The sequence below is a fragment of the Pseudoxanthomonas sp. J31 genome (assembly GCF_000510725.1).
Taxonomy (GTDB): Bacteria; Pseudomonadota; Gammaproteobacteria; order Xanthomonadales; family Xanthomonadaceae; genus Pseudoxanthomonas.
In genome coordinates this window covers 74,846-101,111 of the sequence record NZ_AZNZ01000007.1, presented here as the reverse complement: position 1 = coordinate 101,111, position 26,266 = coordinate 74,846, and the positions used below count along the sequence as shown (strand labels likewise).

22 protein-coding genes are annotated in these 26,266 nt (G+C 71.4%); 11 read left to right on the top strand and 11 right to left on the bottom strand.

Features of this window, described 5'->3' with window-relative positions:
• Positions 1-2: 2 nt before the first annotated feature.
• The gene (locus PSEJ31_RS0109355) at positions 3-2,402 is read right to left on the bottom strand and encodes a TonB-dependent receptor (RefSeq protein ID WP_028915304.1); all 2,400 of its coding nucleotides are present in this window, start codon (positions 2,400-2,402) and stop codon (positions 3-5) included.
• A 163-nt stretch (positions 2,403-2,565) separates the two neighbouring features.
• On the opposite strand from PSEJ31_RS0109355, the gene PSEJ31_RS0109350 reads away from it, so the two are divergent.
• Both PSEJ31_RS0109350 and PSEJ31_RS0109345 read left to right on the top strand, forming a co-directional pair.
• Complete coding sequence (locus PSEJ31_RS0109350) at positions 2,566-3,702, top strand: phytase (RefSeq protein WP_028915303.1); 1,137 nt, start codon at positions 2,566-2,568, stop codon at positions 3,700-3,702.
• Entirely contained in the window at positions 3,699-4,322 is a 624-nt protein-coding gene (locus PSEJ31_RS0109345; protein ID WP_019398390.1) for an inorganic diphosphatase, read from the top strand. The genes PSEJ31_RS0109350 and PSEJ31_RS0109345 overlap by 4 nt, the downstream gene beginning before the upstream one ends.
• 48 nt (positions 4,323-4,370) lie before the next feature.
• Here PSEJ31_RS0109345 and PSEJ31_RS0109340 read toward each other — a convergent pair whose 3' ends face one another.
• Positions 4,371-5,867: an aminotransferase class III-fold pyridoxal phosphate-dependent enzyme gene (locus PSEJ31_RS0109340; protein WP_028915302.1), complete on the bottom strand. Its 1,497-nt coding sequence runs from the start codon at positions 5,865-5,867 to the stop codon at positions 4,371-4,373.
• A gap of 197 nt (positions 5,868-6,064) precedes the next feature.
• Here PSEJ31_RS0109340 and PSEJ31_RS0109335 point away from each other — a divergent pair, with 197 nt between their 5' ends.
• Both PSEJ31_RS0109335 and queA read left to right on the top strand, forming a co-directional pair.
• The gene (locus PSEJ31_RS0109335; protein WP_019398388.1) at positions 6,065-6,496 is read left to right on the top strand and encodes an Lrp/AsnC family transcriptional regulator; all 432 of its coding nucleotides are present in this window, start codon (positions 6,065-6,067) and stop codon (positions 6,494-6,496) included.
• A 59-nt stretch (positions 6,497-6,555) separates the two neighbouring features.
• Positions 6,556-7,587 (top strand): tRNA preQ1(34) S-adenosylmethionine ribosyltransferase-isomerase QueA, encoded by a 1,032-nt coding sequence (queA, locus tag PSEJ31_RS0109330; protein ID WP_028915301.1) that lies wholly within the window; start codon positions 6,556-6,558, stop codon positions 7,585-7,587.
• 13 nt (positions 7,588-7,600) lie between these two features.
• On the opposite strand, the gene epmB is transcribed toward queA, so the two are convergent.
• Positions 7,601-8,647, bottom strand: a complete 1,047-nt coding sequence (gene epmB, locus PSEJ31_RS0109325; RefSeq protein ID WP_026010473.1) for an EF-P beta-lysylation protein EpmB — start codon at positions 8,645-8,647, stop codon at positions 7,601-7,603.
• Positions 8,648-8,755: 108 nt separating this feature from the next.
• Between epmB and efp the strand changes: the two genes are divergently transcribed.
• From efp to folE2, 6 genes are all read left to right on the top strand, one after another.
• Positions 8,756-9,322, top strand: coding sequence for an elongation factor P (efp, locus tag PSEJ31_RS0109320; protein ID WP_026010472.1), 567 nt, complete (start codon positions 8,756-8,758; stop codon positions 9,320-9,322).
• A 456-nt stretch (positions 9,323-9,778) separates the two neighbouring features.
• Positions 9,779-11,116, top strand: a complete 1,338-nt coding sequence (locus PSEJ31_RS0109310) for a TRZ/ATZ family hydrolase (RefSeq protein ID WP_028915300.1) — start codon at positions 9,779-9,781, stop codon at positions 11,114-11,116.
• A 79-nt stretch (positions 11,117-11,195) separates the two neighbouring features.
• Complete coding sequence (ubiG, locus tag PSEJ31_RS0109305; protein WP_019398383.1) at positions 11,196-11,918, top strand: bifunctional 2-polyprenyl-6-hydroxyphenol methylase/3-demethylubiquinol 3-O-methyltransferase UbiG; 723 nt, start codon at positions 11,196-11,198, stop codon at positions 11,916-11,918.
• Positions 11,915-12,604 (top strand): phosphoglycolate phosphatase, encoded by a 690-nt coding sequence (gene gph, locus PSEJ31_RS0109300; RefSeq protein ID WP_037034929.1) that lies wholly within the window; start codon positions 11,915-11,917, stop codon positions 12,602-12,604. The genes ubiG and gph overlap by 4 nt, the downstream gene beginning before the upstream one ends.
• A 52-nt stretch (positions 12,605-12,656) precedes the next feature.
• Positions 12,657-13,370, top strand: a complete 714-nt coding sequence (locus PSEJ31_RS0109295; RefSeq protein ID WP_028915299.1) for a squalene/phytoene synthase family protein — start codon at positions 12,657-12,659, stop codon at positions 13,368-13,370.
• 169 nt (positions 13,371-13,539) lie between these two features.
• Complete coding sequence (gene folE2, locus PSEJ31_RS0109290) at positions 13,540-14,484, top strand: GTP cyclohydrolase FolE2 (RefSeq protein WP_028915298.1); 945 nt, start codon at positions 13,540-13,542, stop codon at positions 14,482-14,484.
• 87 nt (positions 14,485-14,571) lie between these two features.
• Here folE2 and PSEJ31_RS0109285 read toward each other — a convergent pair whose 3' ends face one another.
• The 5 genes from PSEJ31_RS0109285 to yidD all read right to left on the bottom strand — a co-directional run bounded on the left by PSEJ31_RS0109285 (position 14,572) and on the right by yidD (position 21,443).
• Complete coding sequence (locus PSEJ31_RS0109285; protein WP_028915297.1) at positions 14,572-18,060, bottom strand: autotransporter domain-containing protein; 3,489 nt, start codon at positions 18,058-18,060, stop codon at positions 14,572-14,574.
• Positions 18,061-18,425: 365 nt separating this feature from the next.
• Positions 18,426-18,833: a hypothetical protein gene (locus PSEJ31_RS17105; protein ID WP_125108257.1), complete on the bottom strand. Its 408-nt coding sequence runs from the start codon at positions 18,831-18,833 to the stop codon at positions 18,426-18,428.
• 179 nt (positions 18,834-19,012) lie between these two features.
• Complete coding sequence (locus PSEJ31_RS0109275) at positions 19,013-19,846, bottom strand: M23 family metallopeptidase (RefSeq protein WP_028915296.1); 834 nt, start codon at positions 19,844-19,846, stop codon at positions 19,013-19,015.
• Positions 19,846-21,198: a dihydroorotase gene (locus tag PSEJ31_RS0109270; protein WP_028915295.1), complete on the bottom strand. Its 1,353-nt coding sequence runs from the start codon at positions 21,196-21,198 to the stop codon at positions 19,846-19,848. Before PSEJ31_RS0109270 ends, PSEJ31_RS0109275 begins: the two co-directional genes overlap by 1 nt.
• Positions 21,198-21,443, bottom strand: coding sequence for a membrane protein insertion efficiency factor YidD (gene yidD / locus PSEJ31_RS0109265; RefSeq protein WP_026010529.1), 246 nt, complete (start codon positions 21,441-21,443; stop codon positions 21,198-21,200). Before yidD ends, PSEJ31_RS0109270 begins: the two co-directional genes overlap by 1 nt.
• A gap of 107 nt (positions 21,444-21,550) precedes the next feature.
• Here yidD and dksA point away from each other — a divergent pair, with 107 nt between their 5' ends.
• Entirely contained in the window at positions 21,551-22,681 is a 1,131-nt protein-coding gene (dksA, locus tag PSEJ31_RS16555) for an RNA polymerase-binding protein DksA (protein WP_084220844.1), read from the top strand.
• 347 nt (positions 22,682-23,028) lie between these two features.
• Here dksA and PSEJ31_RS0109250 read toward each other — a convergent pair whose 3' ends face one another.
• From PSEJ31_RS0109250 to cysS, 3 genes are all read right to left on the bottom strand, one after another.
• On the bottom strand, positions 23,029-24,267 hold the full coding sequence (locus tag PSEJ31_RS0109250; RefSeq protein ID WP_028915293.1) for an MFS transporter: 1,239 nt from the start codon (positions 24,265-24,267) through the stop codon (positions 23,029-23,031).
• A 1-nt stretch (position 24,268) separates the two neighbouring features.
• Positions 24,269-24,706, bottom strand: coding sequence for a SufE family protein (locus tag PSEJ31_RS0109245; RefSeq protein WP_019398680.1), 438 nt, complete (start codon positions 24,704-24,706; stop codon positions 24,269-24,271).
• A 95-nt stretch (positions 24,707-24,801) separates the two neighbouring features.
• Complete coding sequence (gene cysS / locus PSEJ31_RS0109240) at positions 24,802-26,184, bottom strand: cysteine--tRNA ligase (RefSeq protein WP_186828163.1); 1,383 nt, start codon at positions 26,182-26,184, stop codon at positions 24,802-24,804.
• Positions 26,185-26,266: the final 82 nt, after the last annotated feature.

Below are 26,266 nucleotides of genomic sequence, written 5' to 3'. Positions count from 1 at the left end.
GCTCAGAACGCCATGCGCATCACCAGCTGGTAGCTGGGCCCGGCTTCCTCGGTCTCGAGCTCGTACTCGTCGTAGTCGCGGTCGAGCTGGTCCTCGAGGGTGTTGAACTTGTCGAAGAACTCGTCCTTGCTCGCGTCGAGCAGGTTGTTGGCCGACAGCCGCACCGAGAAGTTCCGGCCGAAGCGCTTCTCGACGAAGGCGTCCAGTTCCCCGCCGTACCGGATGATGGCTTCCTCGCCGAGGAACCGGGCGTAGGCGTCGCCCTGCTTGCGGTAGGTCAGGCCGAAGCTGGCGGCCAGGGCCGGCAGGTCCTGGATGAAGCCGATGTTGAAGGTGCTCTTGGCCTGGTCGTTGAAGCGCCGCCGGCCCATGAAGTCATCGACCCGGGAGTCGACCCATGAGTAGTTCAGGAACACGCCGGTGTCGTCCATGCCGAACGCGGACAGCGGGGTGGAGAGGTCGAACTCGAAGCCGTAGACCTTGCCGTCGCCGACATTGGCCGAGGTGAACAACCAGCTCTCGGCCTCGAACGGGTTGGCGGCGATGGCTTCGGCCTCGCTGGCGTAGTCGCCGTCGTCGACCATGTCGGCGATGTCGTCCTCGTAGTCCTCGACCGCCGCCTCGCTGGGCGCGCCGGTGTTGACCAGCTCGATCAGGTCCTTGACGTCGCGGTAGAAGAAGTTCAGGCCCACCACGCCGCGCCGGCCCAGGCGGTGCTCGAAGCCCAGGTCGATGCCATTGGCGGTCTCCGGCTCCAGTTCCGGGTTGCCGATGTAGTCGTTGTCGCCGAACTCGCCGTCCAGCAGGGCCGGGATCAGCTCGTTGAAGTTCGGGCGCTTGACCGTCTTGGCCAGCGACAGGCTGATGCGGTCGGCATCGGTCACGTCCCAGCGCAGGTTCACCGAGGGCAGCAACTGGTCGTAGTCCTTGTCGATGCGGCCCTCGCTTTCCTCGTCCTCGATGTACTCGACCTGGCCCCGGGTGGTCTCGTAGCGCAGGCCGGCTTCCCAGGCGAAGACCTCGCCGCGGCCGCTGAGCATGACGTACGGGTCCACGCGCTTCTCCTCGATCACCGAGGCCACGCTGCCGTCCAGGGCGTAGTCGGCCGGGAAGGCCGGCGCGGCCTGGCCTTCCTCGTCGGCCTCCCATTCGTAGCTGGTGACCAGGCTTTCGCGCTTCTTGTTGCGCACGTCGATGCCGAACTGCAGCTCGGCCCGGCCGAGCGGACGGGTATGCGCCAGGGTGAAGCCGGTCTCGCTGTCCTTGGCGTCGATGGCCTCGGCCTCGTAGACGGTCTCGTCCCACTCGGCGCCGTCGATGCTCCAGGTCTCGTCCCAGCCGGCCGCATCGCCGACGTAGACGTGCTCGCCCTCGGTGGTGCCTTCGTAATCCTCGAAACGGGCGTGGTCCAGGCTCAGCCGGGTGGTGCCGCCAGCCATGTCGAAGCGGTAGTCCAGGCCGATGCCGTAGTTCTTCTGGTCGTAGGGATTCAGGCCCGGCACCCGCTTGTTCTCGACCTCGTCGTCGTCCACTTCCTCCTCGAACGACACCTCGGTCACGTCGCGGTCGGTCTTGACGTAGAAGGCGTCGACGCCGAAGCGGCCGGTCTCGCCGACCTCGGCGGTGTAGCTCAGGTTGGCCGAGTAGTCGCGGCCGTCCTTGACCTCGGTCTGGTCCTCCCAGCTGACCTTCTCCTCCATCGTGTCGTCGGTGAAGCGGTAGGAGCGCTTGAACTTGGAGCGGTAGCGGTCCTGGACGTTGACCCCGGCCAGCAGCCGCCCGCCGAGCGCCTCGAACGAGGTCACCGCGCCGAAGGTCGGGTTCACCTCGCCGTCGTCCCAGCGGTTGGCGCCGATCCGCACGTAGCTGCCGTCGAACACGTAGGCGTCGCGCAGGACGATGTTGATCGCGCCGGCCATCGCGTCGCCGCTGCGGTTGGCGCTGGCGCTGCGCTTGATCTCGATGTGGTCGACCATCTCCGCCGGGATGCGGTCGACGTAGAACGAGCGGTCGTCGCCGGCGCCGGGCACCTTCTTGCCGTTGATCAGCACCTGGGTGTAGCCGCCGCCCAGGCCGCGCAGCTGGGCGCCGTCGTACTCCATGATGTCGCTGCCGACGAAGCCCACGCCGGGCACCCGCTTGAGCATGTCGCCGACGGTGTTGGGCTCGAAGCGCTGGAAGTATTCCAGGTCGTAGACCAGGGTCGGCTCGATGTCGGCGGCGCGGTTGCGGTAGGCGATCTCGCCCTGGACCACGACCGCGTCCAGCTGCTTGGGCTCGCCCGCGGCGGCGGCGTCCGGCCCCGGTGCCGGTGCCGGGGCGGCGAGCGCGGCGCACGGGGGCAGCAGGACCGCGCAGGCGAGGGCGCGCGAAAGGCAGATGGCGAGCGTGTTGCGTTTCATCGAAAGGAAGTTCCGTGGGTTGTAAATGAACGGAACTTTCACCGCCGGATATGGCGCCGGTGTGACACGTGGGCGGGCGATGACAGCGGCGTGTCGGTTCTCAGGATTGTCACAATCGTTTCATACGATGCGGCACCTGCCTTGGAACCATGCTGGGGAAACCATGAAGTTGCGCCTGTCTTCCTGCCTTTGGCTGGCTGCCATGCTGCCGCTGGCCGCCTGCTCGACTACGCCGACCGCCGCCGTGCCGGACCGCGAACCCGACCAGTACGATGCCGACGACGTCCTGCTGCGCGACCACCAGGTACCGCATGTGGTGGTGAAGGAAGCCTTCCTGACCCCGCCCACGCCGGAGGACAACATCGATTCGCCGGCCAGCTGGATCCAGGACGGCAAGCGGATGCTGGTCGCCAGCGCCAAGGCCACCGACCGGCTGGTGGTCTACGACGGCGACAACGGCCGGCGCCTGCGTACCGTCGGTGGTCCGGGCACGGGCCCGGGCCAGCTGGGCAGGCCCAACGGCGTGGCCACGATCGACGACCGCTACCTGTTCGTGGTCGAGCGCGACAACCGGCGGGTGCAGATGTTCTCCCTGCCGGACTTCGTTCCCCTGCTGAGCTTCGGCCAGGACGGGCTGCAGCAGCCCTACGGCCTATGGGTGCGCCACCGCGGCCAGGGCTACGAGGTACTGGTCAGCGACGCCTACATGGCCGGCGAGGACGCGCAGGGCGACGACATCGTGCCGCCGCTGGACCAGCTGGACCGGCGCTTCCGCCGCTACGAGGTGGTCCAGGCTGCGAACGGCTGGAGCGCGCGCGCCGCCGGTACCTTCGGCGACACCAGCGCCGCCGGCGCGATCCGGGTGCCGGAGTCGCTGTTCGGCGACGAGGCCCACGACCGCCTGCTGGTGGCCGAAGAGGACGTGCCAACCGGAACCCGCCTGCGCGAGTACGACCTGCAGGGTCGCTACCGCGGCCGCGACGTAGGCGCCAGCCAGTACCGGGCCCAGGCCGAGGGTATCGCCCTGCTGCGCTGTGCGGATGGCAGCGGCTGGTGGGTGGGCAGCGACCAGTTCGCCGACCGCACCGTGTTCCACCTGTTTGACCGCCGCAGCCTGGCGCACGCGGGCTCATTCGCGGGCGAGGTCACCGGCCTGACCGATGGCATCTGGCTGGACGAGCGCGGCGATGCGCGCTTCCCGCAGGGCGTGCTGTACGCCTCGCACCTGGACCAGGCCGTGGCCGCGTTCGACTGGCGCGATATCGCCGCGGCGCTCTCGCTGCCGGAGTGCCCGCGATGAGTCCGGCGGGCCGGCATGCATCGGCGGGTCTGCTGGCGCTGCTTCTGGCCGCGTGCCTGGCGCCGGTGGCCGTGGCAGGCGGGCCAGCGGTCCGCCATCCGCTGCACGTGGACCAGCCGGCAAAAGCGCCGGAGGAAGTGCTGCTGGCGGTGGAGATCCCCGCCGGCAGCGCGACCAAGTACGAGATCAACGACGAGGGCCTGGTCGAGGTCGACCGCTTCCTGTCGATGCCGGTGGCCTATCCGGCCAACTACGGCTCGATCCCGCGCAGCCTGGCCGGCGACGGCGATCCGCTGGACGCATTGGTGCTGACCCGCCAGCCGTTGCATCCGGGCACGCTGGTGCGGTTCCGCCCGGTGGCGGTGCTGCGCATGCGTGATCGCGGCGAGGAGGACGCCAAGATCGTCGGCGTGCCGGTGGACGCGGTGGATCCCGCTTTCGCGCCGATCCGCGACCTGGGCGACCTCGCACCGATGGAGCGAGAGCGGATCGAGGCCTTCTTCCGCGTCTACAAGCAGCTGCCCGCAGGCGCCGACACGGTGGAGCTTGCCGGATGGGGCGATGCCGGCGAGGCCCGTGCCACCGTCGCCGCAGCGCTGGCGCGCTACCTGGCGAAGTAGCCGGGTAGCCCGTCGACCCGGCCGGCGTCGCCGGCCGGGAAGCGTGGCTCAGGCCGCCGAGGCCTGCTCGCGGCGCGGGCCTTCGCGCAGGGCCCGGCCGACCATCGATACCAGCAGGTCCAGCTCTTCCTCGTCCATGGCGAAGTGCGGGGTGAAGCGCAGCGAGTTCTCGCCGCCGTGGATCACGTTGACCCCGTGCATGCGCAGCCATTCCTCGGTGGAACCGGCGCCATAGCACTTGAACTCTGGCGACAGCTCGCAGGAGAACAGCAGGCCGGTGCCCTGGACCTTGGTGATCAGCCCGCCCAGCTCGGCCTTCAGCGCCTCCAGCTTCTGCACGGCCTGGGCGCCGCGCTCGCGGATGTTCCGGCGCACCTGCGGGGTGAGCAGGCCCAGGGTGGCGCAGGCCACGTCCAGCGCACGTGGGTTGGTGGTCATGGTGTTGCCGTACACGCCCTTGCGGTACAGCGACGCCGCGTGCGCGGTCACCGCCAGCACCGACAGCGGGAACTGGGCGGCGTTGAGCGCCTTGGAGTAGGTCTCCATGTCCGGCGGGTCGATGCCCTCGAAGCCGGGGTAGTCGACGATGGACAGCACGCCGTGCACGCGCAGGCCGGCCTGGATCGAGTCCACCAGCAGCAGGCTGCCGTGGGCGCGGGTCAGTTCGCGCGCGGCGTTGTAGAACTCCACCGGCACCGCGCGGCCCGGGTCGCCTTCGCCCATCACCGGCTCCAGGAACACCGCCTCGATGAACCAGCCGTTGGCCTGGGCGTCGGCAAAGGCCTTGCGCAGGGCGGCGATGTCGTATGGCGGCACCACCAGCACCGAATCCTCGTTGCGGTAGCTGGCCAGGTGCTGGCGGTAGGTGCGGCGGGTGGAGTCCGAATACAGCGCCGGGCGGTCGGTGCGGCCGTGGAAGCTGCCCTTGACCACCAGGCGCTTGATGGTGGCGCCGGCGTGGCGCGCGCCCGGATCGGTCTGCAGCTTGGCGTTGATGTCGACGATGCGGCAGGCCAGGCCCACGGCCTCGGAGCCGGAGTTGAGGCACATGAAGCGCTCGAACGGGCAGCCGCCGCGGCTGTGCCCGATCTCGGCGCGCAGCGCCTGGACGAAGCGGCGCTGCGAAGGGCTCGGGGTCATGATGTTGGCCATGACCTGCGGCCGGCCCATCGCCTCCAGCACCTCCGGCGGCGCGTGGCCGAAGCCGAGCATGCCGTAGCCACCGGCGTCGTACAGCACCGCGCCCTTGAGGGTCACCACCCACGGGCCGCGCGCGGCCAGGGCGATGTACGGAGTCACGCAGTCATCGGCGTAGAAGTTGACGAAGCCTTCCTGCAGGGCGGCGATCTGCGCTTCCTCGTCCAGGTCCAGCAGGTCGGCCAGGTCCTGGCGCTGGCGGGCGTAGGCGGCGCCGGCGGCCTCGATCGCCGCGACCAGGTCCGGATGCCCGGCGGCCAGGCGTTCCAGGGTGGCGTCATCCAGGCCGGCGGTCAGGCGGGCGCCGGCATGGGCGCGCAGCGGGGCAAGGGGGGCGAGAACGGACATGGCAGGCCTCCGGTTCGGGCCGGGACGGCAGGGCGACAGGCTGTCGCTGGAGCCGGCCCCGGCGGGGCGGTGGTCGCCCGGCAGGATGCGCGGGGCGCGTTCACCCCCATCTTAAGGGGGCCGTATCGTCACTTGGCAGCGCTGATCAGGCGAATAAGCGGTAGGATTTCGTCGATCCGACGAAAAATGCTGTCGACATGAAACTATCTGCCGCCGACGAGCGCCTGCTGTCCCTGCTGCGCGAGAACGCACGCCAGTCCACCGCCGAGCTGGCGCGCCGGCTGGGGCTGTCGCGGACCACGGTGCAGAGCCGGATCGAGCGGCTGGAGAAGCAGGGGGTCATCCGCGGCTATTCGGTGCGGCTGGACGACGGCTACGAGCGCGACCGCATCCGCGCCCACATCCTCATCACCGTCTCGCCCAAGCGCATGCCGGCGGTGGTCAAGGCCCTGGCCGACATGCCCGAGGTGCGCGCGCTGCATTCGGTCAGCGGCGCCCACGACCTGGTGGCGCTGGGCGTGGCCGCCGACGTGGGCGCGATGGACGAGCTGACCGACCGCATAGGCGCGCTGGAAGGCGTGGAGCGCACCTCGTCCTCGATCATCCTGTCGACCAAGTTCGAGCGCTGAAGGCCGGCCGGGCGGGCGCGCGGCCGTACAATACCGGCCCCCCAAGCGCCGGCACTGCCTTGAAGAAGTCCGATTTCCACTACGACCTGCCCGAGGAACTGATCGCGCAGGCGCCCCTGGCCGAGCGCTCGGCCAGCCGGATGCTGGTGGTGCCGCCCGGCGAGGGCGACTTCGCCGACCTGCACGTGCGCGACCTGCCGGACCTGCTACAGCCCGGCGACCTGCTGGTGTTCAACGACACCCGGGTGATCCCGGCGCGCCTGTTCGGACAGAAGGAAAGCGGCGGCCGGGTCGAGATCCTGATCGAGCGCCTGCTGCCGGACGCGCAGGCGCGGGTGCAGATGCGCGCCAGCAAGTCGCCCAAGCCGGGTTCGCGGATCGTGCTGGACGGCGGCGGCCAGGCCGAGGTGCTGGGGCGCGAGGACGCGTTCTTCGTCGTGCGCTTCGAGGTCGGCGAGCCGCTGGAGCAGTGGCTGGCCCGGGTCGGGCGCCTGCCGCTGCCGCCGTACATCCAGCGCGAGCCGGACGCGGCCGACGCCGAGCGCTACCAGACCGTGTTCGCGCGCGAGGTCGGCGCCGTGGCCGCGCCCACCGCCGGCCTGCACTTCGACCACGCCCTGCTGCAGCGCCTGCGCGAGCGCGGGGTGGAGTTCGGCCACGTCACCCTGCACGTGGGCGCCGGCACCTTCCAGCCGATGCGGGTGGAGGACGTGCGCGAGCACACCATGCACAGCGAGTGGCTGAACGTCGGCGCCGAGCTGGTGGCCCAGGTGCGCCGCACCCGCGCCGCCGGCGGCCGGGTGATCGCGGTGGGCACGACCGTGGTGCGCGCGCTGGAAAGTGCCATGCGCGATGGGCAGCTGCAGCCGTTCGCGGGCGAGACCCGGATCTTCATCTTCCCAGGCTACAAGGTGCGCAGCGTGGACGCGCTGGTGACCAACTTCCACCTGCCGGAGAGCACCCTGCTGATGCTGGTCTCGGCCTTCGCCGGCAAGGAGCGGATCTTCGCCGCCTACCGCCACGCGGTGGAACGGCGCTACCGCTTCTTCTCCTACGGCGACGCGATGCTGCTGTGGGGCCTGAAGGACTGAGGTGGCGCCGGGGTCACAGCGGGCGCTTGCCCGGGTCGCCCTGGACCTCGCGCACCAGTTTCGGCACCAGGTAGCCGGACAGGCGCGCCGCCAGCTGCCGGTGCAGCGCGCGGGCGCGCTCGTCGTCGACCTCGAAGTGGGCCGCGCCCTGGATCCGGTCCAGCTGGTGCAGGTAGTACGGCAGCACCCCGGCGGCGTAGCCGCGCTCGCACAGCTCGGCCAGGGCGTCGACCGAATCGTTCACCCCGCGCAGCAGCACCGCCTGGTTGAGCAGCTGGGCGCCGGCGCGGCGCAGGCGCGCCAGGGCCTGGTCCACCGAGGCGTCGAACTCGTTGGCGTGGTTGGCGTGGACCACGAACGCCACCGGCCAGGGCAGGGCCGACATCCACTCCACGAAGGCCTCGTCGACGCGCTCCGGCAGCACCACCGGCAGGCGGCTGTGGATGCGCAGGCGGCGGATGTGCGGGATTGCCGCCAGCTGCGCGCTCAGTTCGGCCAGCTTGGGCGTGGCCAGCGACAGCGGGTCGCCGCCGGACAGGATCACCTCGTCGATGCCCGGATCGGCCGCGATCGCCGCCACCGCGCCGGCCCAGCCGTCGCGCGCGGCGGTCTCGTCGGCGTAGGGGAAATGGCGGCGGAAGCAGTAGCGGCAGTTGACCGCGCAGCTGCCGGTGGCCACCAGCAGGGCGCGGCCGCGGTATTTCTGGATCACGCCGTCGGCCTTCTTGGCCGCGCCGTCGCCGACCGCGTCCAGGGCGAAGCCGGGCACGATCCGCTCCTCGTCCACCACCGGCAGGACCTGGCGCAGCAGCGGGTCGTGCAGGTCACCGGGGCGCATGCGGGCAGCGAACCCGCGCGGCACGCGCATGGCGAACTGCGCCGCGGCGGCGTCGGAAATCCCGGCCGCGACCGCGTCCAGTCCGAGCATCGCCAGCAGCTCGCGCGGGTCGCGCACCGCCTCGCGCCACAGGCGCTGCCAGCGTGGGGTGGCGGGAACGGCGGCGGGGGCAGGCGCCGGCGCGGGGTCCGGCTGCATGGGCGTGGGGGCTGCGGGTATCATGTGCGGTCTGGAGGACGGCCCGCCGGCGACGGCGGGCGCCTACATTCTAACCGCCGCTTCCAACTGCCGGCCGCCAGGTGGCGGCCTCGCCATACCCAAGGAGTTCCCATGGCCTCTTACGGCATGAACGACGTCAAGAACGGGATGAAGATCCTGGTCAACAACGAACCCGCGATCATCACCGACACCGAGTACGTCAAGCCGGGCAAGGGCCAGGCCTTCACCCGCGTGAAGTACCGCCAGATCCGCACCGGCCGCGTGCAGGAAATCACCATGAAGTCGACCGATTCGGTCGAGGCCGCGGACGTCGTCGATACCGACATGCAGTACCTGTACAACGACGGCGAGTACTGGCACTTCATGCAGCCGGAGACCTTCGAGCAGGTCCAGGCCGACAAGAACGGCGTGGGCGATGCCGCCAAGTGGCTCAAGGGCGAGGAGCAGTGCGTGGTGACCCTGTGGAACGGCACCCCGATCCAGGTGACCCCGCCGAACTTCGTCGAACTGAAGATCGTCGAGACCGACCCGGGCGTGCGCGGCGATACCTCCGGCGGCGGCGGCAAGCCGGCCACCCTGGAGACCGGCGCCGTGGTCCGCGTGCCGCTGTTCGTCGGCCAGGACGAGGTGATCAAGGTTGACACCCGCTCCGGCGAGTACGTCTCCCGCGTGAAGTGACGATCCGGCCCGTGGCCGCCGCCGGCGGCCGCGGGCTTGCCGGATCGTCATCCCGGCGAAGGCCGCATCCGGCGCCTCTCGCCAGGCGCCCGCGACGCGGGTCCCGGATCGTCTTCCCCGCGAACGGCGCCGCCGCAGGCGGATGGCTTAGGCAGCGGGATTCCCGTGCCTTCCCGGGGCCCTGCGACGCGGGAACCCCAGGTTCCCGTCGTCCCGGCGCAAGCCGGAGCCAGTGGTCCTGGCTGGCACCAGGCGCGCAATCAGGCACCGACGGTGGCTTGCGGATCGGCTGCGCAGCTGCCCGACGGGCGCCAGTCCTTTGAAAGCCAATGGGCCCGGGTCTCACAGCCGTCCGGCTGCCGTGGGGCCCTTCGCCAGCGTGAAGCGACGTAGTGACGCATCCCGCCCGCGCTGGGATGATGTCCACCCGCAACAGGAATGAGTGAGCAGGAGCGCATGACCGATATTTCCCCCCAGGCCTGCGACCTTCTCATCGAAGCCGGCTGGGTCGTCCCGGTCGAACCGCACGGCGTGGTCCTGGAAGACCACGCCGTCGCCGTATCCGGCGGCAGGATCGTGGCCGTGCTGCCGACCGCCGAGGCGCGCGCGCGCTTCGCCGCGGCCGAGGTGGTGCAGCGCCCGGACGCGGCGCTGATCCCGGGCCTGGTCAACGCCCACACCCACAACCCGATGACCCTGCTGCGCGGCGTCGCCGACGACCTGCCGCTGATGACCTGGCTGCAGCAGCACATCTGGCCGGTGGAGGCCGCGGTGATCGGGCCGGACTTCGTCGCCGACGGCATGGCCCTGGCCATCGCCGAGATGCTGCGCGGCGGCACCACCTGCGCCAACGAGAACTACTTCTTCCCGGACGTGCAGGCCGCGGTCTACAGGAAGCACGGCTTCCGCGCCCTGGTCGGCCTGCCGGTGATCAATTTCCCCACCGCCTGGGCGCGCAGCGACGACGAGTACTTCGACAAGGCCGGCGAGGTCCACGACCAGTGGCGCGACGATCCGCTGATCGCCACCGCGTTCGCCCCGCACGCGCCGTACACCGTCAGCGACGCCAACTTCGAGCGGGTGCGGATGCTGTCCGACCAGCTCGACACCCAGGTCCACCTGCACACCCACGAGACCGCGCAGGAAATCGCCGACTCGCTGAAGGAATACGGCCAGCGCCCGCTGGCGCGGCTGGACCGCCTGGGCCTGGTCAACGACCGCCTGATCGCGGTGCACATGACCCAGCTGACCGAGGCCGAGATCCACCTGTGCGCCGAGCGCGGCGTGCACGTGGCCCACTGCCCCGAGTCCAACCTCAAGCTGGCCTCCGGCTTCTGCCCGGCCTGCGCCCTGCAGCGCGCAGGCGTGAACCTGGCGATCGGCACCGACGGCTGCGCCAGCAACAACGACCTGGACATGTTCGGCGAGCTGCGCACCGCGGCCCTGCTGGCCAAGGCCGTGGCCAACGACGCCACCGCCCTGGACGCAGCCACCACGCTGCGCGCCGCCACCCTCGGCGGCGCCCGCGCGCTGGGTTTCGGCGAGCGCATCGGCTCGATCGAACCGGGCAAGGAGGCCGACCTGGTGTGCGTGGACCTGTCGGCGCTGGAGGCCCAGCCGCTGCACCACCTGCTGTCGCAGCTGGTCTACGCGGTCGGCCGCCAGCAGGTGAGCGACGTGTGGATCGCCGGCCGCCGCAAGCTGGACGCGCGCGAGCTGGTGGACATCGACACCGCGGCCCTGATCGCCAACGCCCGCCAGTGGCGCCAGCGCATCGCCGCGCTCGGCCGCTGAATCCTGCAAACCGCGGCCGCGCCTCGCGCGGCCGTCGCGGCCGGCTGGCCTACAATGGCCGCCTCGCGGAGGAATGACGATGACGACCCACGCCGAAGCCGCCACCAGCGCCAACTACCACCAGGCCGAACTGGACAAGTTCGCCGCGCTGGCCAACCGCTGGTGGGACCCTGACGGCCCGCAGCGGGCCCTGCACGTGCTCAACCCGGTGCGCCTGGACTACGTCGCCAGCCGCGTGCCGCTGGCCGGCAGCACGGTGCTGGACGTGGGCTGCGGCGGCGGCATCCTCAGCGAAGCCCTGGCCCGCGCCGGCGCGCGCGTGACCGCCGCCGACCTGGCCCCGGAGCTGGTCAAGGTCGCGCGCCTGCACTCGCTGGAATCGGGCGTGCAGGTCGAATACCTGGTGCAGTCGGTGGAGGCGCTGGCCGGGGAACGCCCGGGCAGCTTCGACGCGGTGACCTGCATGGAGATGCTCGAGCACGTGCCGGACCCGGGTGCCATCATCGCCGCCTGCGCCAGGCTGCTGCGGCCCGGTGGCCGCCTGTTCCTGTCCACGCTCAACCGCACCCCGGCCGCGTTCGCGCTGGCCATCGTCGGCGCCGAGTACGTGGCGCGGCTGCTGCCCAAGGGCACCCACCGCTATGCCGACTTCATCAAGCCCTCCGAACTGGCGGCCTGGCTGCGCGATGCCGGCCTGCAGCTGGAGGACGTCAGCGGCCTGTTCTACGACCCGCTGCGCCAACGCGCGCGGCTGTCGCGGCAGACCTCGGTCAACTACCTGGCCTGCGCGGTGAAGCCGTGACGGCTGCGGTGGGGCAGGGCGGCGGGTTCCCGCCGGTGGCGCTGTTCGACCTGGACGGCACCCTGCTGGACAGCGCCCCGGACATGGTCGCCACCGCCAACCGCATGCTGGTAGCGCGCGGGCAGGGACCGGTGGATGCGGAGATGCTGCGCAAGCACGTGTCCAAGGGGGCGCGGGCCATGGTCTCGGTGCTGTTCCCGGATGCAGAGGGCGAGGCGCGCGATGCGCTGGTGGCCGAGTTCCTGGCGGTCTACCGCGAGGAGCTGGGCCGCCACAGCCGCCTGTTCGACGGCATCGAGCAGATGCTGGCCGCGCTGGAAGCCGCCGGTTCGCGCTGGGGCATCGTCACCAACAAGGCCGAGTACCTGGCCCGCGACGTGGTCGCCGGGCTGGGCTGGCAGGAGCGCTGCGCGGTGCTGGTCGGCGGCGACACCTACGCCGAGCGCAAGCCGCACCCGCTGCCGCTGCTGGAGGCCGCGCGCACGCTGGGCGCGGACCCGGCCGACTGCGTCTACGTCGGCGACGATGAACGCGACGTGCTGGCGGCCAAGGGCGCCGGCATGCCCTCGATCGCGGTGCTGTGGGGCTACCGCCTGGACGGCGAGGACCCGCTCACCTGGCAGGCCGACCGCGTGGCGGAACTGCCGCACGAACTGGTCGCGCCGGCCGCCTGGCCGCGCCGCTGACCCCACCGCCGGCGCCCGGCGCCGGCCCGCGGGCATGCCCGCCGGAGTTTCCATGAGCACACCCTCGGCCCTCGACAGTTTCCTGGACAAATGGCGGCAGCGCTGGCCGGAGTGGGCCGTGGCCGAGGTGTTCGTGCCGCAGGCCGAGCGCGGGCGCGTGCTGGCCTGGTTCGCCCTGCTGCAGGAATTCGACGACATCCTCAACATCGCCGGCGACCCGCTGCCGGCCGACGCCAAGCTGGGCTGGTGGGCCACCGAGCTGGCCGACTGGGCCGGGCACCGCTCGCGGCATCCGCTCGGGCGGATGCTGGAGCCGCTGCCGGCACCCTGGGAGCGACTGGCCGCGGCGCTGCCGGACCTGGTCGCCGCCCGTGCCCGCGCCGCCGATCCGCAGGCCGCGCTGGCCGCGCTGCAGGGCTATGCCGCGGCGGTGGCGGAAGTGGAGGCGGTGGTGCTGGGCGGGCCGGCCGCGCGTCCGCAGCAGCTGGCGGCGCAGGTGCTGGCCTCGCGCCTGGCCGAGGTCGGGCAGGCGGCGGTGCCGCTGAGCCTGCTGGGCGGGGAGGGCACGGCGGAGGCCGAGCGCGCCCAGCGGCAATGGGCCGCGGCCCTGCTGCAGGACTGGCCGGCACGGGTGGCCGGTGCCGCGCCGCGCCGGATCTGGGCGGTGCTGGCCCGCGGCCGGCTGCGGCCGCAGGCAGCCGGGCGCCGCGCCCAGGCGCATCCGCTGCGCATCCTCTGGGATTCCTGGCGCGCCGCACGCGGCTGAACCGGCGGTACCGGCCGGCACACTCCGTCCCGCCGCCGCGGCCGGGCCGGCCGGCCCCAGCCGTTACAATGCACGGCAACGACAGTCCGGTCCTTCCCGCTTCCACGGCCATTCGACGGCTGCCGCCGCGGCCAGGCCGGATGCTTCCCCGAACTTCCCCAGCCCTCCCATGTCCCTTCCCGCTCCCGATCTCTCCCGCGCCGGCGACCTGCTGCCGGACGTCGCCTACCAGCCGGCCGCGCTGGCCCGTCCGCTGGACTGGGTTGGCATGGAAGGCATCGCCATCCCGGTGCGCGTGCCCGACGGCGCCGGCGGCCATGTCCAGGTCGCGGCCCAGGCCGACCTGTCGGTGAACCTGCACCGCGCCGGCGAGCGCGGCATCCACATGTCGCGGCTGTACCTGCGCCTGCAGCAGGAGCTGGCCCGGCACGAGGTCACCCCGGCCGGCCTGCGCCACATCCTGCAGGACAGCGTCGAGTCCCAGGCCGGCCTGGCCACCCGCGCGCGCCTGCGCCTGCGCTACGAGGCGCTGCTGCTGCGCCGCGCCCTGCGCAGCGACAACGCCGGCTGGAAGCGCTACCCGGTGGAGATCGAGGCGCTGCTGGAGGATGGTCACCTGAAGCTGGTGCTCGGATTCTCCCTGGAGTACTCCAGCACCTGCCCGTGCTCGGCGGCGCTGTCGCGCCAGGCCAATGCCGCGCGCCTGCGTGCCGACTTCGGCGATGCCGAGGCGCTGCGGGTGGAGGAGATCGCGCAGTGGCTGTCGTCCGAGCGCGGCATGGCGGCCACCCCGCATGCGCAGCGCAGCGAGGCCAGGGTCCGCGTGGAGCTGCGCCCGCAGTTCGACGAACTGCCGCTGGTGGCCCTGATCGACGCCCTGGAGGCCTCGCTGGGCACCCCGGTGCAGACCGCGGTCAAGCGCGAGGACGAGCAGGCCTTCGCCGAGCTCAACGCCGCCAACCTGATGTTCTGCGAGGACGCCGCCCGGCGCGTGGCCTCGGTGCTGTCCGCCGACCCGCGGATCGAGCGCTACGAAGCCACGGTCTCGCACTTCGAGAGCCTGCACCCGCACGACGCGGTGGCCAGCGTGAGCGGCAGCGGCCCGGCCGCGTAAGCCTCGCCGGCACGCCGCGGCCTGCGTCAGGGCCGCACGCAAAGAAAAAGGGCGCGGCCGAGGCCGCGCCCTTTTTCGTCCAGCGGGTCAGAAGTTGACCGTAAACCGGGCGTTGATGCCGGTGTCGTTGGCCACGTCGGCATCGACATGGCTCAGGCCCAGGTCCAGCTGGCTGTTGGCCGAGAGGCGCGCGGCCGCGCCGATCTGGAGCAGCAGGGCCTCGTCGCGGATGGCCGGGCTGGCCACGTCGAACGCCTCGCCACCGTCGACCAGGCCCAGCCGGGCGTGCCGGACCTGGTCGCCGCTGGCATGGCGGTAGCCCAGGTTCGCGCGCAGGCTCAGCCAGGCATCGGACTGCTCGCTGCCGGCCAGGTGGGTGGCCAGGCGCAGGCCGACGGTGGACAGGTCCGCACGGGCCTCGGCGCCACGGCCGGCCAGGGCCGCCGCGCCGCCACGCTCGCTGAAGCCGTCGGTGTCGACTTCGACATGGGCGTACTGGACGTACGGCTCCAGTTCCAGCCGGCCCCTGGCGAAGCGGTAGCCGACATCGACGAACGTCTGGCTGCTGTCGGCGTCGTAGCGGCTGGCCAGGGCGTCGGAGTAGCCCCGGAAGGCGACCGTGCGGTTGATCTCGACTTCGTTCTGGCTGCGGGCATGGCCCAGCGACAGGCCGAAGCTGCCCCACGAGGTGCCGGCATAGACGCCGACGTGGGTGCTGCTGGCCTCGCCGCGCGAGCCGCGGCCACGCACGTTGAAGTCGGTGTCGCCGGTGCCGCCGAACACGCCGATGCGCCAGCCGGCGTCAAAGGCGTGGTCGATGCCCACCAGCACGGCGTTGCCGCTGTACCTGGCCCGCGCCGCGTTGCCGTCGGCGGCGATCTCGCCGCCCTGGTGCTGGATCTCCACCCAGGCGCCGGTATCCCGTCCGGCTTCCACGTCGAACGCGTTGCCGCCGGCCCGGCCCAGGGCCGCATCGCGGACCAGGCGGCTGCCTTCCAGCAGGACCTGCTGGGCGCTGGCGTGGATTTCGCCGGAGAGGCCGTCGAACGCGCCACGGGCCTCGGCGGCCGACAGCTGGGTGGTGGCACGCAGCAGGCTGCTGCTGTCCGGCAGCACGTCGAGCGAGGCGGCGATGGCCGACTGGTTCGGGGTGCCGGCGGCGGTGGCCAAGGCCGCGCCGCGGATCACGTCCACGCCAAAGGTGCCCGCGCCCTGCAGCAGCGAGACCGACAGGAACGGCGACAGGTTCGAGTTGTCGACCGAGGCGAAGTTGCCGACGATGCCGCCATCGGCGGTCAGCAGCTGGTACTGCTGGCCGAGCACGAAGGGCTGGCCCGCCTCGGAGCTGAGCACCAGGGTGCCGCCGTTGAGGGTGGCGGTGCCGGTGACGCGCAGTAGGTCGGCCTGGTCCGGCGGCAGCAGTTCGGCCACGAAGCGCGCACCGGCTTCGTGCACGTAGTTGCCGTCGATGGTCAGGGTGCCGATCGAGTTGCCCGGGGCGATGGTGCCGGCCACGCGGGTGTCGCCGAGGGTGCCGCTGCCGCCCAGGGTGCCGTTGGGCCCGACGTAGGTGGGGGCGCCGGAGACGGTGCCGTTCACCACGGCCATGCCGCCGACCACCTCGAGCGGGCTGCCGTCGAGCCTGCCGCTGCCGTTGATTCGCAGCATGCCGGCTCCGACCCGCACGTTCGCGGCGGCGCCGGAAATGGTGCCGTTCACCACGGCCTCGCCGCCGGCCACGTCCAGCGGGCTGTCGTTGAGGCTGCCGTTGAGCAGCAGGGTGCCGCCTTCGACGCGCACGTTGGAGGTGAGGTGGTTGTCGCCGTCGAACTCGAGGATGCCCGAGGTGACGGTGGCGCCGCCGAAGCTGTTGTCACCGGACAGGTGCAGCCAGCCGGCGCCGGACTTGGTCAGCCGGCCCGGGCCGCCGATGTCGTTGGTCCAGTCATCCCATGCGCCGCCTTCCCAGGTCTTGATGCCACCGGCGGCGGCGTTCATCACCACCTCGGTGTCCACGCGCAGCTGGCCGTAGCCTTCGATCGCCTTGCGCAGGTCCAGCAGGCCCCAACCATAGACCTCGTCCACGCCAGGCGCGCCCAGGTCGGTGGCGGTTGTCAGCATGACGTCGCGTACCTGGGCGGCGGTGAGGTACGGGAAGCGCTCCAGCAGCAGGCCCAGGGCGCCGGTCACGTGCGGGGCGGCCATGGAGGTGCCGGAACTGTACTGGTACGCCTCGTAGCCGGTACGGTCCTCGAGTTCGAAGCGCAGGTTGCCGTCGGAGTCGACCACCCAGTCGCCGGGCAGGGAGTCGGCGTTGTTGTTCGGGTCCACGCCCTCGGACAGCACGGTCGAGTAGATGTCGCTGCCCGGGGCCGCGATGCACCACTCGGCGGTGATGCCGCACTTCATCGAGCGGTTGCTCAGCTGGAGCTGGTCATTGAGGTTGACCACGCTGACCCAGTACTGCTCGATCTCCGGGAGGATCGCCGGAAGGGTGGCCGGCGCGGTCGCGTGCGGGCTGGCCACGCCGGGGACGGCGACGGTGTAGCTGGTGTTGCCCGCTGAGAACACCTGGATCATGCCCGAACGGAGCGAGGCATCCGCGATGGCCTGGAGGAACTCGCCTTCCTCGCTCTGCATGAGCAGCTCGGTGTAAAGCAGGGCGTCCCCCGGGGTGTAGACATGGTAGGTGTAGCCCCAGCTGTTGTTCATGGCGCGCACGCCCTGGGCGATGGCCTGGTCGTAGGCGTAGGCGATCGCGCTGGCGCTGGGCGAGGTGCCGCCTTCGAAGCATTCATCGGTGCCGAAGATGCAGGCATAGGTGAGCTGGGTCAGCGTATCGCCGAACAGGCGGGCGGCGCTGAGGTCGGCGCCGAAGGCGACGCCGTGCATGCCGCTGCCGTCACGATTGGCGGCGATGGTGCCGGCCACGTGCGTGCCGTGGGTATCGAACTCGAACAGGGTGTTGCCCGCAAGATGCTCGTACCCCGGATTGAGGTAGGGGGCCAGGTCCGGGGCGTAGTACGTGCCCGTGATCGCCGGCGTGTCGCCTTCCGAGTAGAAGCACGCGCCGGCGCTGTTCCACACCACGGCCTCCGCGCAACGGGTGCCGTCGCCCAGCAGGTCGGCCATCACCAGGGCGCGATGGTCCTTGCCGGCGAATTCGGAGTGATGGAACGCGGTGCCGGAGTCGACCAGGCCCAGGCGCACGCCGGCGCCGCTGAGGCCGCGCGCATAGGCGTACTGCGCGTTGATGGCGGCCAAGCCCCAGTCGGCCTCGAATTCATCGTCGACCCAGCCATCGGGGTCGGACGGGTTGGAGGGCGCAACCGCGGTCCAGCGGCGGCTGAAGGCGTCGCCCGGCAGCGGGGCCTGGGCGGGCGCCACGGCCACGGCCGGGTTCGAGGCACGGAAAGCGCTGGCGATCGCGGCCTTGGCGGCCTGCTGCTGCAGCGTATCCGGTCCGGCAGCAGTGGCGGGAACCGAGGCAAGGGAGGCGAGGCCAGTGGCGATGGCAAGGGCCAGCGCCGAGTGTCCACGGGCCCTGCGCCCGCGGGAGGAGAACGTCGTGTCCATTAAGGCCTCTGTGGAAGTCGCCTGGCCAGTGACCGGCCACGAGGCGAAATTAGCTTCAGGTCCGGTTCAGTCAATGACACGGATCTGTTCTTTGTGAAATTGATCACAAAAAATGGACTTGTATCCCTGACGCCGGAATGGGAATGAAGTATGAGTGGCAGCCCACGGAGGGCAGGATGGGGCCATGGTGTCGGAGCCGCGGCCCTGGCCGGCCGTGGTATCCAGCCTGGCGACACTGGCGGTCCATCGTTCGGCAGTGCCACGGGGGTATCGCCGCGGGGGCGGGCGCACATCGCGTAGGCATGCGTGTGTGAAGACGGGCTCCTGCGACGCGCCGGTGGTACGCGAGCCTGGATCAGGGCTGCTCAGCGCGGCGTGATCGTGATCCGGAACAGCACCGTGCTTGCGCGACCGGATTGCCTGACACGGATGACATGGACGCCCGGTGCTTCCGGGGCCTGGAGACTGATTTCCCCTCCGGCCTGGGCTTCCACATGCTCGCCAAAGGCTTCGACTACCGCGCCGACCGGGACGCTGACGGTGAAGGTCTCGCCGGCCGTGGCTGTACGGGGCACCCGCATCCCGGTATTGGGTACCAGCTGGCCGGGGGACGAACGGGGCGGTATCGGGTGGCGATGCGCAGGAAGTGGAGCACCGCCTGCGGGGGCGGACGGAGTGGGGGCGGTGGCCGGGGAGGAGGCCGCGCAGCTGCCGGTGCCGATTGCGGCAGAAAACGCGAACCACATGGCGAAACGGCGGCGGAACAGGTCCAAGGCGCGGACACCAGCGATGGTCTTGGAGGCGAAACGTACGTCGAATCCGCCGCCATGTCGCCCCCGTCAGTCGGATTGGCGCATCCGCCCGGGCACGGATGCACGTCGCGCCGCGGCGCGCCTGATGCTTCGATGCCGACGAACGCGCCGCCGCGCGCGACGCGGGTGAACCACCCGCGTTACGGCCGCTCAAGGACAAGCAGGGGGTCGATGCGCACGTCGAACCAGTTCATCCCCCAGTGCAGATGCGGCCCCGTCGCCCGCCCGGTGGCGCCGACCGCGCCGATCACCTGGCCCTGTTCGACCCGGTCGCCGACCTTCACGTCGATCCGCGACAGGTGCAGGAAGTTGGAGCTGATGCCAAAGCCGTGGTCCAGCAGCACGGTGCCGCCGGTCAGGTACAGGTCCGGGGCGGCGAAGGTCACCACGCCGGCGGCCGGGGCCTTGACCGGGGTGCCGTTGGGGGCGGCGATGTCCATCCCCGAATGCGGCGAGCCGGGCTTGCCGTTGTACACGCGCTGGTGGCCGAAGCGGCCGCTGATGCGGCCCTGTACCGGCCAGATGAAACGCTGGGCGAAGTCGGTGCGGTCGTCGTCGCGCTGGCGCGCGGCGCTGACCTGGGCCTGTTCGCGGGCGATGCGCGCGGCGATCTCCGGCGGCGGCTCGACCGTCTTCGGTGGCACTCCGTCCACCCGCTGCACCGGCCAGTCACGCGGGCTGACCGCGATCCGCTCGACGCTGCGCACGCCATCCGGGCGCACCACCGCGACCTCGACCGGCCCGGCCTCGTCGCGGCCGATGCCAAACACCACGGTGCCGTAGCCGGTGGTGCGCAGGACCCGTCCGGCGTACTCGACCCGGCTGCCCGGCGGCACCTTGCCGATCACCATCGCGCCCTGCGGCACGCTGGCCGGGAACACCACCCGGGTGTCGTCCCGGGCGGGGGCGGGCAGGGCAAGCAGGAGCAGCGCGGCCAGCAGCGCCCGCCGTGCGGCACCCAGGACCGGCCGCATCAGCGCTCGAACTCCAGGCGGCGGCCGGCGGGGGCGCCGACCAGCTCGCGGCCGTTCCACGCCAGCTGGCCGTTGACCCAGGTCGAGGCGATGCGCGAGCGGAAGGTGGTGCCCTCGAACGGCGACCAGCCGCACTTGGACAGCACATCCTCGCGGCGCACGGTCAGCGGGCTGTCCTCGACCAGCACCAGGTCGGCCCAGTAGCCCTCGCGCAGGAAGCCGCGCTCGGCGACGTCGAACAGCCGCGCCGGGGCATGGCTGGCCTTCTCCACTACCCGGGTGATGTCCAGCCTGCCCTCGTGCACCAGCTCGATCGCCGCCAGCAGCGCGTACTGCACCAGCGGCAGGCCGGAAGGCGCCTGCAGGTAGGGCTTCTGCTTCTCCTCCAGGGTGTGCGGGGCGTGGTCGGTGGCCAGCACGTCGATCACGTCGTCCACCAGGGCCTGGACCAGGGCCTGGCGGTCGGAGGCGTCCTTGATCGCCGGATTGCACTTGATGAAGTTGCCCAGCCGCGCGTAGTCGGCGCGGTCGAAGCGCAGGAAGTGGATGCAGGTTTCGGCGGTGATCTTCTTGCGCACCTTGCCGTCGGCGCCCAGCAGCGGGCCGCGCTCGAACAGGGCCAGCTCGTCGGCGGTGGAGATGTGCAGCACGTGCAGGCGGGTGCCGTGCCGGCGCGCCAGCTCCATGGCCAGGCGGGTGGACTTGATGCAGGCCTCGCGCGAACGGATGTCCGGGTGCATGGCGGCGGTCAGGCCGTCGGCGCCGTACTTTTCCTTGAACTCGGCCATCGTGCGGTCGATGGTCGGGGTGTCCTCGCAGTGGGTGATGATCGGGGTCGGGGCCTCGCGGAAGATCCCGTCCAGGGTCTCCGGGTCGTCCACCAGCATGTTGCCGGTGGAGGCGCCCATGAACACCTTGATGCCCGGCGCGGCCTTCGGGTCCAGCGAGCGCACCGCCTCGAGGTTGTCGTTGCTGGCGCCCAGGTAGAAGCCGTGGTTGCCCCAGGCGCGGCCGGCGGCCGCGGCGTACTTGGCTTCCAGCGCCGCCGCGTCCAGGGTCGGCGGGTTGGTGTTGGGCATGTCCATGAAGCTGGTCAGGCCGCCGGCCACGGCCGCGGCCGACTCGCTGGCGATGTCGCCCTTGTGGGTCAGGCCCGGCTCGCGGAAGTGGACCTGGTCGTCGATCATGCCCGGCAGCAGCCAGCGGCCGGCCGCGTCCACCACCTGCTCGCCGGCGCGCGCCTGCAGGCCGCTGCCGATGGCCGCGATGCGGCCGTCCTCGATGCGCAGGTCGCCCTCGGTCTGGCGGCCTTCGTTGACCAGGCGGGCATTGGTGATGAGGATGGAGGGCATCAATGGTGTCCTTGGCAGGAATCGTGCGGGCGGTCAGGGACGGGGTCGTAGCCGCCCGGATGGAGGGGGTGGCAACGGCCGATGCGGCGGGCGGCCAGCCAGCTGCCGCGCAGCGGGCCATGCCGCTCGATCGCCTGCATCGCGTATTCAGAACAGCTGGGCACGAACCGGCAACGCGGCCCCAGCATGGGACTGATGAAGCGCTTGTAAAAGCGCAGCATCATGATGAGCAGGCGTGTGATCACCGCCGCATGATACCCGCCACCCCGTGAGGTTGCCGCCCGGGATGGGGTGGGCTATAAAGGCGCGCTTTCCCGCTGAGGCGGGGAAAACTTCGGAGGAACCTTCGTACGTGGCTGCCAAGAAACCCGTGAAGAAGGCCGCCAAGCCGGCCAAGAAGCCTTCCCCCGTTGCCAAGGCGACAGGGAAGACCGCCAAGCCTGCCGCCAAGAAGGTGGCGGCCGGCAAGGTCGCCAAGCCCGCCAAGAAGGCGGTGGCGGTGGCGGTGGCCAAGGCGACCAAGGCCGCCAAGCCGGCGGCGAAGAAGCCCGCCAAGGTGGCTGCGGTGAAGAAGGCCGCGGCGCCGGCGAAGAAGGCTCCGGCGAAGAAGGTGGCTGCCAGCAAGGCCGCGCCCGCGAAGAAGGCGGCGGCAACCCGGACCAGCAAGCCCACCACCAAGGCCGCGGCGGCGAAGACCACCGCCCGGCAGGCGACCCCGGCCAAGGCTGCCAAGCAGGCCCCCCGCAAGGTCGCCACCCCGGCTGCTCCCAAGCCGGCCAGCAAGACCAAAACCCCCGCCGCCAAGTCCGCCAGGACGACCGCACCCGTTACCGCGACCGCCCAGCCGGAAACCCGCAAGGTCCACCAGGCACCGGTCGCCGCAACTCCGCAAGACAAGCCAGTGCCCGCACCGAAATCCCCCAGTTCCAACGCTCCGGCCAAGCCGGTCCCGACTCCCCCGGGTACCCCGGGCAAGGTCGCCGTCGCCGTGGTGTCCAAAAAGCCCGAGAATGTGAGCCCGGCCCCCACCCGCAGGAAGGTCGTGGAATACAAGATCGACGAAGCCACCGGACGTCCCATCCTTCCGGAAGGCTACAAGCCCTCGCCCGACGAGGAGTACATGAACCCGCTGCAGCTGGAGTACTTCCGGCAGCGGCTGCTGCAGTGGCGCGCCGACCTGGTCGAGGAGTCCAAGCAGACCATCGAGAACCTCAAGGACGAAGTGCGCGACATCGGCGACGAAGCCGAGCGTGCCACCCGCGAGACCGAGAACTCGCTGGAGCTGCGCACCCGCGACCGCTACCGCAAGCTGATCGGCAAGATCGACAGCACGCTCAAGCGCCTGGAGGCCGGCGACTACGGCTACTGCGTCGACACCGGCGAGGAAATCGGCCTGGAGCGCCTGGAGGCGCGCCTGACCGCCGAGCGCACCATCGATGCCCAGGAGCGCTGGGAGCACCTGCAGAAGCAGCAGGGCGAGTAAGCCCGCTCCCGCAAGCATGGCGACAAGGCCCGCCTCACGGCGGGCTTTGTTTTTCCAGTCCTCGCCGACGGGGTGGGCCGGCATGTGCGCGCGCCACTGCGCCCATGCCGCCGGACGCCCGCGTCCGGGGACGCGGGCCGGCGCTTCTCCAACGCCGCTGGCACCACGACCCTCACCTCCGCCCTGGAGCCGGACGCGGAGTCGCGCGATGCCATGCCCCGGTGCGGCGCGGCTCCGTCCGGAGTCCGCGGCACCCCACAGCGGTCGTCTCCGCCACCGCCGCGCGTCACCTGACGGCGGCCCGGCAAGGCCGTCGGTCCTGTCGGGCCATGCGGGGTGCGGGTAGGTCAGAGCTTGCGCAGATCCAGTCGCCGCAGCCGCGGCGCCTTTACCGCGGTGGTGGCGACCACGCCCAGGGTGACGCAGCCGCCCAGTACCACCGCCGGGACCAGGCCCAGCAGGCGCGCCATGGAGCCGGCGTAGAACGCGCCCAGTTCGTTGGACGAGCCGATGAAAATGCCGTTGATCGAGGCCACCCGCCCGCGCATGCCGTCGGGGGTGACCAGCTGCATGATGGTCGAGCGCAGCACCACCGACACGCCATCGCAGGCGCCGGACAGCAGCAGGAAGAACGCCGACAGCCAGAAGTGCCGCGACAGGCCGAAGCCGATGATGCAAAGCCCGAACCCGGCTACCGCCCACAGCAACAGGCGCCCGGCGTTGCGCCCGGGCACGTGCCGCGCCAGCACCAGGCCCACCGCCACCGCGCCCAGGGCCGGGGCCGCGCGCAGGATGCCCAGGCCTTCCGGGCCGTAGTGCAGGATCTCGCGGATGAAGGCCGGCGCCAGCGAGATCGCCCCGCCGAACAGCACCGCGAACAGGTCCAGCGCCTGTGCGCCGAGCATCACCTGGTTGCCGAACACGAAGCGCAGGCCCTCGCCGATGCTGGCGAACACCGGCGCGCGCGGCCCTTCCGCCGGCGGCTCGTCCACCCGCAGCGCCAGCAGCACCGCGCCGGCGGCCATTGCCAGCACCGCGGCCACGCCGTAGGCCACCGTCTTGCCAGCCAGCCCGACCAGCACGCCGCCCAGCGCCGGGCCGCACACCAGTCCGCCTTGGAACACCACGCTGCCGATGCTGGCGCCGCGCGCGAACTGGGCGCGCGGCAGCACCCGCGCGAACAGCGCGGTGTACACCGGGGTGAGGAAGGCGCGGACCAGGCCGGTCAGCACGATGGCCGCGTAGATCGGCCAGGTGGCGCCGGGGGCGATGCGCCCGGCCGCGACCAGCACCAGCAGCACCGCGGTGGCGCACAGCCCGGCGGTGGCCAGCGCACCCAGCCGGCGCTTGGGCAGGTGGTCGACCAGGTAGCCGGCGAACAGGGCCATGCCGATGTACGGCAGCACCTCGGCCAGGCCGACCAGGCCCAGGGCGAAGGTGTCGCGGGTCAGCTCGTAGACGTGCCAGCCGACCGTGACCGCGACGATCTGGTAGGACAGGATCGCGAACAGGCGGTAGCCGAGCAGGATCCGGAAACCACCTTCGCGCAGCGGCGAGCCGGGCGGGGTTTCCGGGACCGCCTCCACCTCAGGCCTGGCTGCGCGCGGTGTCGCGGATGAAGGCCAGCAGCGAGGCCAGGCCGTTGCTGCGGGTCGGCGACAGGTGCCTGGCAAGGCCGATGTCGGCGATGTAGTCCGGCTCGGTGGCCAGGATTTCCTCCGCCGGACGGCCGGAGTAGACCCGCAGGGCCAGGTAGATCAGGCCGGAGACGATGGCCGAGTCGCTGATCGCATGGAACTCCAGGCGATCGCGGTTGCCCTGCGGCACGATCCAGACCATCGACTGGCAGCCGTGCAGGCGGTGTTCCTCGGTCTTCCATTCCTCCGGGAACGGCGGCAGCTTGCGGCCCAGGTCGATCAGGTACTGGTAGCGCTCGGCCCAGTCGGCGAAGAACGCGAACTCGTCGCGGATGGCGGTCTGCGCCTCGGCGGCGGTGGGTTCGAGCGGGAAGGGGGAAGTGGTCACGGGTTTCTCTGTGGTTGTGGCGGGCCGTCCCTGGCGCGGCCGGGAGATTCCGGCCGCCAGCCCGGGGCAGTCCTGCCCGGGCACCAGGAAGCGGGTCAGGCCCGCTTCCAGCGCGGCCCCTGGGGCGTGTCCTCCAGCAGGATGCCTTCGGCCGCCAGCTGGTCGCGGATGGCGTCGGCGCGGGCGAAGTCGCGCGCCTTCTTGGCCGCGCTGCGCTCGTCCACCAGGGCCTGGATCCGGGCGTCGTCCTCGCCGGAGGCGCCGCGGTTGAACCAGGCTTCCGGCGCCTGCTGCAGCAGGCCCAGGGCCAGGCCGGCGCCCAGCAGCTCGGACTTCAGCCGCGCACGCTCGCCGGCGTCGGTCGCCTTGCGCGCCTCGCCGGCGATGCGGGCCAGCTCGGCCAGCGCCAGCGGGGTGTTGAGGTCGTCGTCCAGCGCCGCCTCGACCGCGGCGGGGATCGCCGGCTGTGCGTCCACGCCGGCCAGGTCGCGCAGGGTGCCGTACAGCCGGTCCAGGGTGCGCACCGACTGCTCGACCAGGGCGTCGGACCACTCCAGCGGCTGCCGGTAGTGGGCCGACATCAGCGCGTAGCGCAGTGCCTCCGGCGGGTGCGCGCGCACCAGGTCGTGGACCTTCTCGATGTTGCCCAGCGACTTGCTCATCTTGGCGCCGCCGAAGTTGAGCATGCCGTTGTGCAGCCAGAAGCGGGCGAACGGCGCGCCGCCGTGGGCGCACTGGCTCTGCGCGATCTCGTTCTCGTGGTGCGGGAACTGCAGGTCGATGCCGCCGGCGTGGATGTCGATGGTCGTGCCCAGGTGGGCCTCGGCCATGGCCGAGCACTCGATGTGCCAGCCCGGGCGGCCGCGGCCCCAGGGCGAATCCCAGCCGGGCAGGTCGTCGCTGGAGGGCTTCCACAGCACGAAGTCGCCCGGGTCGCGCTTGTACGGGGCCACCTCGACCCGGGCGCCGGCCAGCATCTCCTCGGTGTCGCGGCGCGAGAGGCGGCCGTAGTCGGCGAAGCTGGCCACCGAGAACAGCACGTGGCCCTCGGCGGCGTAGGCATGGCCGGCCTCGATCAGGCCCTGGATCATCGCGATCATGTGCGCGATGTGGCCGGTGGCGGTGGGCTCGATGTCCGGGGCGAAGTCGCCGGCCACGCCCAGCGCGGCCATGTCCTCGCGGTAGGCGGCGGCGAAGCGCTCGGTGATCGCCGAGATCGGCACGCCCTGTTCGGCCGCGGCGGCATTGATCTTGTCGTCCACGTCGGTGATGTTGCGCGCGTACTTCAGGGCGCCGTGACGCCGGCGCAGCAGCGCGGCCAGGACCCCGAACACCACCGGGCCGCGGGCGTTGCCGATGTGCACGTAGTTGTAGACCGTGGGCCCGCACACGTACATGGTGGGGCAGGCGGGGTCGAGTGGCTGGAAGGCTTCGACCTGGCGCGTCAGGCTGTTGTACAGGCGCAGGGACATCGGCACGGGATACCGGGGACGAGCCGCGCATTCTAGCCTGCGGACCGGGTGGCCGGCCCGCGGCCGCCGCGGGGGCGCGGCGGTTCAG